The sequence below is a fragment of the Castellaniella sp. genome, from assembly GCF_041675725.1.
Taxonomy (GTDB): domain Bacteria; phylum Pseudomonadota; class Gammaproteobacteria; order Burkholderiales; family Burkholderiaceae_B; genus Castellaniella.
Genome location: NZ_JBAYTI010000080.1, coordinates 1 through 10185 on the forward strand (window position 1 = coordinate 1; position 10185 = coordinate 10185).

The 10185-nt window shown below is 65.4% G+C and carries 7 protein-coding genes and 1 pseudogene; 7 read left to right on the forward strand and 1 reads right to left on the reverse strand.

Annotated elements, in window-relative coordinates; translation table 11 throughout:
• The 5 genes from rpoD to WCZ84_RS12565 form a co-directional block, all read left to right on the forward strand.
• On the forward strand, positions 1–2242 hold a 2242-nt coding region (gene rpoD, locus WCZ84_RS12545; protein ID WP_372686618.1), incomplete at its 5' end, for an RNA polymerase sigma factor RpoD.
• Between the two features lie 62 nt (positions 2243–2304).
• Entirely contained in the window at positions 2305–3276 is a 972-nt protein-coding gene (locus WCZ84_RS12550; RefSeq protein ID WP_372686619.1) for a 2Fe-2S iron-sulfur cluster-binding protein, read from the forward strand.
• Between the two features lie 12 nt (positions 3277–3288).
• On the forward strand, positions 3289–4467 hold the full coding sequence (locus WCZ84_RS12555) for an ABC transporter substrate-binding protein (RefSeq protein ID WP_372686620.1): 1179 nt from the start codon (positions 3289–3291) through the stop codon (positions 4465–4467).
• 13 nt (positions 4468–4480) lie between these two features.
• Positions 4481–5347, forward strand: a complete 867-nt coding sequence (locus WCZ84_RS12560) for a branched-chain amino acid ABC transporter permease (RefSeq protein WP_372686621.1) — start codon at positions 4481–4483, stop codon at positions 5345–5347.
• Entirely contained in the window at positions 5344–7233 is a 1890-nt protein-coding gene (locus tag WCZ84_RS12565) for an ATP-binding cassette domain-containing protein (RefSeq protein WP_372686622.1), read from the forward strand. Before WCZ84_RS12560 ends, WCZ84_RS12565 begins: the two co-directional genes overlap by 4 nt.
• Here the strand turns inward: WCZ84_RS12565 and WCZ84_RS12570 are convergent.
• Positions 7202–8395, reverse strand: a complete 1194-nt coding sequence (locus WCZ84_RS12570) for a benzoate/H(+) symporter BenE family transporter (RefSeq protein ID WP_372686623.1) — start codon at positions 8393–8395, stop codon at positions 7202–7204. The genes WCZ84_RS12565 and WCZ84_RS12570 overlap by 32 nt on opposite strands.
• A gap of 100 nt (positions 8396–8495) precedes the next feature.
• On the opposite strand from WCZ84_RS12570, the gene WCZ84_RS12575 reads away from it, so the two are divergent.
• Positions 8496–9623, forward strand: a complete 1128-nt coding sequence (locus WCZ84_RS12575) for an aminotransferase class V-fold PLP-dependent enzyme (protein ID WP_372686624.1) — start codon at positions 8496–8498, stop codon at positions 9621–9623.
• 21 nt (positions 9624–9644) lie between these two features.
• Positions 9645–10185: pseudogene (locus tag WCZ84_RS12580) on the forward strand (hypothetical protein); the annotation flags it as partial.

Below are 10185 nucleotides of genomic sequence, written 5' to 3' on the forward strand. Positions count from 1 at the left end.
ATCAACCAAGGCTGCATCAACCAAGGCTGCATCAACCAAGGCTGCATCAACCAAGGCTGCATCAACCAAGACTGCATCAACCAAGGCTGGGGCGGCCAAGAAGACCACGGCCGCCAAGGCCACGACGGCCAAAGCTACGACGGCCAAAGCTACGACGGCCAAGGCCACGACAGCGAAAGCTGCTGCCGCCAAGGCGACCAAGGCGGCGGCGGGCAAGTCGGCAGGCGCCAAGAAGCCAGCCGGCAAGAAGGCGGCGCCCAGTGGCCGCAAGCCAGGACGACCATCCAAAAGTGGCAGCGATGCCAGTGATTACGTCAACGACGATGGCGACGACGGCGAGGTGATCCCCGAGCTCAAGCCGCTGCCCAAACGGGGCAAGCGCGGCAAGGCCGAGAAGGACAGCCCTGCGCGCAGCCAACTGACCCCCGAAGAGCAGGAAGCCCGGCGCAATCGGCTGAAAATCCTGATCAAGCTGGGCAAGGACCGCGGCTATCTCACCTATGGCGAGATCAACGATCACCTGCCCGACGACCTGGTCGATGCCGAGGCCATCGACGGCATCATCAGCACGTTCAGCGACATGGGTATCTCGGTCTATGACCAGGCGCCCGATGCCGAGCAGCTGCTGATGAGCGACAACGTGGCCTCGGCCACCAGCGATGACGATGTCGAAGACGAAGCGGAAGCCGCGTTGACCACGGTGGATTCCGACTTCGGCCGCACCACCGATCCCGTGCGCATGTACATGCGCGAAATGGGTACGGTCGAACTCCTTACACGGGAAGGCGAAATCGAGATCGCCAAGCGGATCGAAGATGGCCTCAAGCACATGGTCATGGCCATTGCCGCCTGCCCCACCACCGTCAGCGAAATTCTGGCTCAGATTCAGAAGGTGCGCGAGGGCACGGCGCAGATCGACGATGTGGTCGATGGCTTGATCGACGAAGAGGGCGAAGACTACGCGGGGTCCGGGGTGACCTCGGAAGATGACGACGGCCCCGCCGGGGGCATGAGCAGCAAGCAGATCGAATACCTGCGCACCAAGTCGCTCAAGAAGTTCGAGGTGGTCGAATCCTGGTATGGCAAGATGCGCGCGGCGTTCGAAAACGAAGGCTATCGTTCCGAAGCCTATGCGCAGGCGCGCGAGGCCATTCATGCTGAGCTCCAGGGGGTGCGCTTCACTGCAAAGATGGTCGAGCGCCTGGCCGATGCCCTGCGCACCCAGGTCGCCGAGGTCCGGGCCCACGAGCGCGCTGCGATGGCCATTTGCGTGACCCGGGCCGGCATGCCCCGTACCCATTTCATCAAGGTGTTCCCCGGCAACGAGGTCAACCTCGATTGGGTCGAGCAGGAAATCGCGGCCGGGCATCCGTATTCCGAAACGCTGGCGCGTCATGCGCCGGCGGTGCAGGAGATTCAGCAGAAGCTGATCGAACTGCAGAAGGCCGTGGTGCTGCCGCTGAAAGATCTGAAAGACGTCAACAAACGCATGGCCACGGGCGAGGCCAAGGCGCGCAAGGCCAAGCGTGAAATGACCGAGGCCAACCTGCGCCTGGTGATTTCCATCGCCAAGAAATACACCAACCGCGGCCTGCAGTTCCTGGATCTCATCCAAGAGGGCAACATCGGTCTCATGAAGGCGGTCGACAAGTTCGAATACCGGCGTGGCTACAAATTCTCCACCTACGCCACCTGGTGGATCCGGCAGGCCATTACGCGGTCGATCGCCGATCAGGCGCGCACGATCCGCATCCCGGTGCACATGATCGAAACCATCAACAAAATGAACCGCATCAACCGGCAGATCCTCCAGGAAACCGGTTCAGAGCCGGATCCCGCGACCCTGGCGCAGAAGATGGACATGCCCGAGGACAAGGTGCGCAAGATTCTCAAGATCGCCAAGGAGCCCATCTCCATGGAAACCCCTATTGGCGACGATGATGATTCCCATCTGGGTGACTTCATCGAGGATACTGGCACGGTATCCCCCTCGGATTCGGCCCTGCATGGCTCGATGCGCGATGTGGTCAAGGAAGTCCTCGATTCGCTCACGCCGCGCGAGGCCAAGGTGCTGCGCATGCGCTTTGGCATCGAAATGAGCACCGATCAGACCCTGGAAGAGGTCGGCAAGCAGTTCGACGTCACGCGCGAGCGTATTCGCCAGATCGAAGCCAAGGCGTTGCGCAAGCTGCGTCACCCCAGTCGCGCCGACAAGCTCAAGAGCTTCCTCGAGGGGCAGTAGGTCCAGGGTGCGCGGCCGGATGGTCGGCGCCCTTCTGATGGGGTAACACAATGGAATCGGCGATGCTTTCGGTTCGTGTGGCCAGCCGCAGCGTGCTGGCTCAGGACATCATCGGCCTCGAACTGGTCGATCTGGCCGGCGGGCTCCTGCCGGCTTACGAACCGGGTGCGCACATCGACGTTCATTTGCCGGGCGGATGCATCCGCCAATATTCGCTGGCCGGCGATGCCCGCCAGACGCGGCACTACGAGATCGCAGTGCTGCGCGAGGTCGAATCGCGCGGAGGTTCGGTGGCCGCGCACGAGCGGGTCCGCGAGGGCGACATTCTGCTGATCAGCGCACCGCGCAACCGTTTTCCGCTGATGGCGGCAAGCTGCAGCCTGCTGTTTGCCGGCGGCATCGGCATCACCCCGTTGCTCAGCATGGCCCGCGCCCTGCATGCGCAGGGTGCCGCCCTGCAGCTGCATTACAGCTGCCGCGAGCCTGCGCGCATGGCGTATCGCGATGAACTCCAGGCGCTCCTGCCGCCAGAGCAGTTGTATCTGTATTTCGATCAGGCCGAGCCGCCGGATAGGGCGGGCCATCCCGATATCCCAGCCATTGTGGGTTCGGTAGACCGGGATGTGCAGGTGTATATTTGCGGGCCGGCTGGCTATATCGACTGGGTGCGTGGGCAGGTGGCCGAGGCCGGGGTGGTCGAATCGCGCGTACGCTACGAGCGTTTTGCCCTGGGTGCGGCGGATCGTCCGATGCTGACGGACGAAGACGTGGCCTTCGAGGTCGAACTCGCCAGTACTGGCGAGGTCTTCGAGATCCCGGCCGACGAAAGCATCACCTCCGCCCTCGACCGGCAGGGCGTGTATATTCCCGTCTCCTGCGAAGAAGGCATCTGCGGTACCTGCCTCACGGGGGTCTGTGCCGGCACGCCCGACCATCGCGATACGTATCTTACCGACGAGGAACACGAGGCCAACGATCAGTTCACCCCGTGTGTCTCCCGGGCCCTGACGCCCCGCCTCGTGCTCGATCTCTGAAAAGGCAGTTCGATGTCCAGATCCTTGCTCCGTCGTATGGCCGTGTGGGTGCTCAGCGGCCTGTTGTGGACCGCGGCGGCCCAGGCCGAGCCGTTGAAGATCGGGCTCATCGTGCCGCTGACCGGGCCGTTTGCGGCGTATGGGCAAAAGGTCGAACAGGGGATCCGGCTGTTTCTGGCCGAGCACGGTGACCAGGTGGCAGGCCGCGAACTGCAGATTCTGGTGAAGGATGACACCGGCATTTCGCCGGCCGTGGCCAAGCGGCTGGCCCAGGAGCTTCTCGTCAGGGACCGGGTCGACCTGCTGGCGGGCTTCATGCTGACCCCGAACGCCTTTGCCGTCGCGCCGCTGGCCACGCAGGCCGGGGTGCCCATGCTCGTGCTCAATGCGGCCACCTCGTCGATCACCGAGAAATCGCCCAACATCGTACGCGTATCCATGACGCTGCCCCAGAACACGGCGCCGTTGGCGCAATGGGCCCGGGCCCAGGGCGTGCGCACGGTCTATACGCTGGTCGCCGACTATGGCCCTGGCCACGACGCTGAAACGCAGTTTCGCCAGACTTTTACCGAGCTGGGCGGCGAGGTGCTGGGCGCCCTGCGCACGCCCGTCAGCACCCCCGATTATGGGCCGTATATCCAGCGCATCAAGGATGCCGCGCCGGATGCGGCGTTCTTTTTCGTGCCCAATGGCGAACAGGCCGTGTCGCTGGTCAAGATGGCGCGTGAGCGCGGCCTGCCCGAGGCGGGCATCCGCCTGCTGGCCACCGGCGACGTGACCGACGAAGACATGCTGGAGGCGCTGGGCGAGGCCTCGCTCGGGCTGATCACGTCGTTTCATTATTCTGCGGTGCATGATTCGCCCGAAAATCACGCGTTCGTACAGGCCTACCAGGCTGCGCATCCGGGCGAGCGCGTCAATTTCATGGTGGTGGCCGGCTACGACGGCATGCAGCTGGTGCGCGACGTGCTCGAAAAGACGGGGGGCGATGCAAGTGCGCCGGCTTTTATCGAGGCGGCCCGGGGCCTGTCGTGGCAGAGTCCGCGTGGCCCGGTGCGTATCGATTCCGAGACGCGGGACATCGTCCAGAATGTGTACATGCGCCGGGTCGAGCGGGTGGACGGCCTGCTGCAGAATGTCGAATTCGACACCATCGAGGCGGTACGCGATCCGGTGAAGGCCGCACAATGAAGCGTATCGGGCCATGAGCCTGCTGGTCGACGGCCTTGCGCTGGGGATGCTGCTGTTCCTGATCAGTGTCGGCCTGGCGATCACCCTGGGGCTGATGCAGTTCGTCAACTTGGCGCACGGCGCCTTTGCCATGCTCGGCGGCTATGTCTGCGTCATCCTGCTCAATCAACATGGCGTGCCCTTCCTGTGGACTTTGCCCTGCGCCTTTGCCGCATCGGCCGCAGCGGCGTGGCTGTTGGAGGCCCTGGTATATCGCCGTCTGCACGCGGCCGGGCCGCTGGATCAGATTCTCTGCTCGATGGGGGTGGTGTTCATGGCGGTGGCTGTGGCACATTACGCGTTCGGTGCGCGCCAGCAACCCGTCCACCTGCCTGATTTCCTGAGCGGCACCTTGTCCTTGTGGGGTGCCGAACTGGGCGTGTACCGTCTGTTCCTGATCGCGGCCGGGCTGCTGGTGGTGTTGCTGGTGCAGCTGGCTGTGATCCGCACACGCTGGGGCCGGTATGTGCGCGCCGCCGTGGACAATGCGGCCATGTTGCGCAGTCTGGGGGTGAATGTCGATCGCCTGCTGACGGTCACCTTTACCCTGGGTTGCGGCCTGGCTGGCCTGGGCGGGGCCCTGGGGGTGGAGATGCTGGGGCTGGATCCGGAATTTCCGCTGCGCTACCTGGTGTACTTCCTGATCGTGGTTGCGATGGGAGGCAGTGGCAATATCTGGGGGGCGTTTCTGTCGGCCCTTTTGCTGGGGCTGGCGGATGTGCTGGGCAAATACTGGGTGCCGCAGTTGGGCGCGTTCATCATTTACGCCGTCATGGTGGCCGCCCTGGCCTGGCGCCCGCAGGGGCTGCTGCAGCGCACCGTCGCCCGGGGCCGCGGATGACGACGTCACCTGATCCGCTCGACGTCTATCGCGCATCGGCAGGCTGGCGGCCGGCCGAGTGGCTGTTCTGGATCCTGCCGGTTTTGCTCTGGTGGTTCTGGCCGGGGCATGAACTGCTGTTGTGCCAGATCGCCATCATGGGCTTGTTTGCCCTGTCCCTGGATCTGATGTTCGGTCACGCCGGCATCCTGTCGCTGGGCCATGCCGCGTTTTTCGGCCTGGGTGCATACGTGGCGGCTTTGCTCGCCATGCACGGAACGGGCGATCCGCTGCTTGGCCTGATGCTGGCGGCGTTGTGCGCGGGCCTGGCCGGCCTGCCGGTCAGTTTCCTGCTGCTGCGCGGCGGCCCGCTCGCCCAGCTGATGATCTCGCTGGGGCTGTCGCTGATGCTCTACGAGTTGGCCAACAAATTTTCCACCGTGACCGGCGGCGTCGACGGCCTTTCGGACTTTCAGATCGATCCCCTGTTCGGGGTGTTTGAATTCGACTGGCAGGGCCAGACGGCACTGTTCTATGCCATGGGGGTACTGCTGCTGGTCTTCATCCTGTTCCGGCGCCTGGTGTACGCGCCGTATGGCCGCAGCCTGCATGGCGTACGCATGAATCCATCCCGCATGGCAGCCCTGGGATTCCCGGTGCGATCGTTGCAGGTGCAGGCCGTCACGCTGTCGGCCATGGGTGCGGGCGTGGCCGGCGCCTTATTGGCGCAGACGCACCAGTTCGTGTCGCTCGAGGTGCTCGGCCTGCAGCGCTCGGCCGATGTCCTCATCATGCTGGTGCTGGGCGGGGCGGGGCGCCTGTATGGCGGCCTGGTGGGCGCCGCCGTGCTGGTGGGCGCACAGCACGCGCTGGCGGATTTGAACCCTCAATACTGGCCCTTCTGGCTGGGTCTGGTTCTGGTGCTGGTGGTGCTGTTCGCTCGCGGTGGCCTGCTGGGCCTGTCAGACCCGATCCGTCGGTCGTACAGCACCTGGCTGCGCTACGGTGAACCGATCCGCGGCGCGGCGCCAATGGCTTCATCCGTGCCGGCCGATGCCATGCCGGCCGGTGCCATGTCGACCCGGCCGTCGGCTGGTGAGAATCCGGCCGGGGCGCATGAACAGGCGGTACCGCTGCTGCAAGCCACAGGGCTCGTGCATGACGAAGGGGGCCGGCGCATCATCGACGCACTCCACCTCAGCATCGCCCGCGGCGAGCGGCTGGCACTGATCGGGCCCAATGGGGCGGGCAAATCCACGCTGGCGCACCTGTTGACGGGCTCGTTCCGTCCCGCGGCGGGGCAGATCCACTGGCAGGGCCGCCCGATTGGCCAGCTGCCGCGGCATGCGCGCAGCCGCCTCGGGCTGGTGGGCACGTTCCAGAACAGCCCGCTGTTCGAGGCCATGAGCCCGCTGGAGTCCTTGGCGCTGGCCATCGCACAGCGCCGCGGTCAGGGCCGGCACTGTGGCCGCGCCCTGTGCCGATATGACGAGATCACGGCCGAGGCCCTCGCCGTGCTGACGATGTGGCAATTGCTGCCGCAGGCACTGGAACCCACCGCCCAGCTGGCCCTGGGCCAGCGGCGGCAGCTGGAGCTCGCCCTGGCGCTGGTGCAGCACCCTCGCCTTCTGGTGCTGGATGAGCCGGCCGCCGGCCTGTCGGGGGCGGAACGCGAGCGCCTGCTGGGCATTCTCGATCAATGGCCCGCAGATGGCGCTGTCCTGCTCATCGAACACGACATGGATCTGGTCTTCCGGTTCGCCTCGCGGGTCATCGTACTGCAAGAAGGCCGGGCGCTGCCGCCCGATGCGGCAGTACAGTGGCTGGACCAGGCCGGCGTGCGTGCGCGGCGCCCGTCCACGGCGCTGGCAGCGATCATGTGCGCCGCGCCGCAGCCTGGACCTTGAGGCAGAGCGCGCCCAGGACCAGCCCCCAGAATGCGCTGCCGATGCCCCACAGGGTCATGCCCGAGGCGGTGGCCAGAAACGTCACCATGGCGGCCTCGCGCAGGCTGGGGTCAAGCAGTGCGCCATGCAGGCTGCTGCCCAGCGTGCCCAGCAGGGCCAGCCCGGCAATGGCCGCCACCAGCTCGATCGGGAAGGCGGCGAACAGGGCCACTACTGTTGCGCCAAAGATCCCCGTGAGCACGTAAAAGACGCCAGCCCACACGGCGGCCCGGTAGCGCTGGGTCGCATCCGGATCTGCATCGGGGCTCATGCAGATCGCCGCGGTGATCGCCGCCAGATTGAAGGAAAACCCGCCCAGCGGGGCGAGGACCAGCCCCGTCGCCCCCGTCACCGTAATCAGCGGCGAGGCGGGCACCCACGCATAGCCGTTGGCGCGCAGCACGGCCAGCCCCGGCACATTCTGCGAAGTCATCGTGACGATGAACAGCGGCACGGCCACGCCGATGAGGGCCGAGAAGGAAAAATCCGGTGCCATCCAGACCGGCCGGGCGGGTGTCCAGTCCAGCGCGGCCAGCGCCAGGTCATCGTGCGCCAGGACGATCAGGATGCCGGCCAGCAGCGCCAGGGGTACTGCATAGCGGGGCAGTACGCGGCGCGCGAGCAGGAAGACGGCGAACATGACCAGCACCAGCAGGGGCCGCCCCTGCATGGAGACGAACAGGTCCATGCCAAAACGCAGCAGCACACCGGCCAGCATCGCCGATGCAAGTGGGCCGGGGACCCAATCCATGATCTTCTGAAATCCGCCCGTGATGCCGGCGAGTGTGATGAGAAGGGAGGATGCAACAAAGACGCCGACCGCCTGCGCCATACCCAGGTCGCCCAGGCTGGTGGCGAGCAGGGCGGCGCCTGGCGTGGACCACGCGGTCAGGATAGGTGCGCGCCACACCAGGGACAAAGCGATGCAGGTCAAGCCCATGCCCAGCCCCAGCGCCCACATCCAGGAGGCCAGCTGGGCGTCGGTGGCGCCCGCCGCCCAGGCGGCCTGGAACACGATGGCGACCGAACTGGTGTATCCCACCAGCACGGCGATCAGGCCGGATGACAGGTGCGACACCCGCAGCCAGCTGGAGACGAAATTGCCGGGAATGCGGGAGGCCATGGACGTGCACCGGATCGTGAAAGCCGATCATTGTAGCGTTCACCCGTTGTGCTGTCGGGCTCTGGTCTACAATCCCAGCATTGTTCCGCTGGAGAAGCCCATGTCTGGATTGTTGTCCAAGGTCGACCCTGAAGGCCTGCTCGAATATTCCGTGGTCTATACCGACCGCGCCCTGAACCACATGTCGCAGTCGTTCCAAAGCGTCATGCGCGATATCTCGCGCACGCTCAAGTCGGTCTATGGCGCGCACTCCGCGATCGTCGTGCCGGGCAGCGGCACCTTTGGCATGGAAGCCGTGGCCCGGCAGTTCGCCACGGGCAAGCGCTGCCTGGTGATCCGCAATGGCTGGTTCAGTTATCGCTGGTCGCAGATCTTCGAAGCGGGGCAGATCCCGTCCGAAGAAAGGGTGCTCAAGGCGCGCCCCATCGAACCGGGTGCGCAGGCCTACTACGCCCCGCCGCCCGTAGAAGAAGTCGTTGCAGCCATCGCCGAGTTCAAGCCAGACCTGGTCTTTGCGGCGCACGTCGAGACCGCATCCGGCCTATTGCTGCCGGACGACTACATCCGCCAGGTGGCCGATGCCGTTCATGCCCAGGGCGGTCTGTTCGTGCTCGATTGCATCGCATCCGGCACGCTGTGGGTCGACATGCGCGAGGTCGGCGTCGACATCCTGATCTCCGCGCCGCAAAAAGGCTGGACGTCCTCGGCCTGTTGCGGGCTGGTCATGCTCAACGAAGAAGCCCGCCAGCGCATCGACGGCACCCAAAGCTCCAGCTTTGCAACCGACCTGCGCAAGTGGCTGGGCATCATGGAAACCTACGAAAAAGGGACTCACGGGTACTACACGACGCTGCCGACCGATTCCCTGCGCATCCTGCGCGACGTCATGGCCGAAACCGAAGACTATGGCTACGGCAAGGTGCGCGACGAACAACTGCAGTTGGGCGCCGCAGTGCGCAAGCTGCTGGCCGAGCGCGGGTTCAAGAGTGTCGCGGCGCCGGGTTTCGAGGCGCCGGGCGTGGTGGTCAGCTACACCACAGACGACGCGATCCAGAACGCGCGCAAGTTTGCCGAGGTCGGTATCCAGGCGGCGGCCGGCGTGCCGCTGGCCTGCGACGAGCCCGAAGGCTTCAAGACGTTCCGCCTGGGTCTGTTCGGGCTCGACAAACTCCATCACGTGCAGCGCACGGTCGACACCCTGGCGGCCGCACTGGACAAAATGCGGTAGTGCCGTTCGGGCGGGCCGGCAGTGCGCTTCAGCATCACGTTCAAGCTGTTCCTGGCCCTGCTGGCCACCTGTATCGTCGTGGCTTTGGCCATGGGCCTGGCTGTCCGGCTGAGCTTCCAGAGCGGATTTGGCGATTATGTGCAAGAGCGCGAGATCCAGCGGCTGGACGACCTGGCGCAGGCGCTGGCCAGCGAATACGCCGAATCCGGCAGCTGGGCGTTCATCACCCAGGAGCGTCGGCACTGGAGCCGTGCCCTGCGGCTGACGCGGCATCAGAAAGAGACCGATCGCGAACCGGTCCTGCGCGTCACGCTGACCGATGCCGCCGGCACGTGGCTGGCCGGTCCCCGGCTGCGCACCGGTGTGGATTTCCATCGCCATCCGGTGCGCGTGGATGGCGATACGGTCGGCTGGCTGCTGAATCCCGTGCGGGTGCCGCAGGCGGTCAGCGATGCAATCGACCAGCGCTTTCAGGCGCGTCAACTGAGCGCTACCTGGATGATCGTCGGGCTGTCGGTGCTGCTCGCGGCCGCCGTCAGCCTGCTGCTGGCCCGTTTGCTGC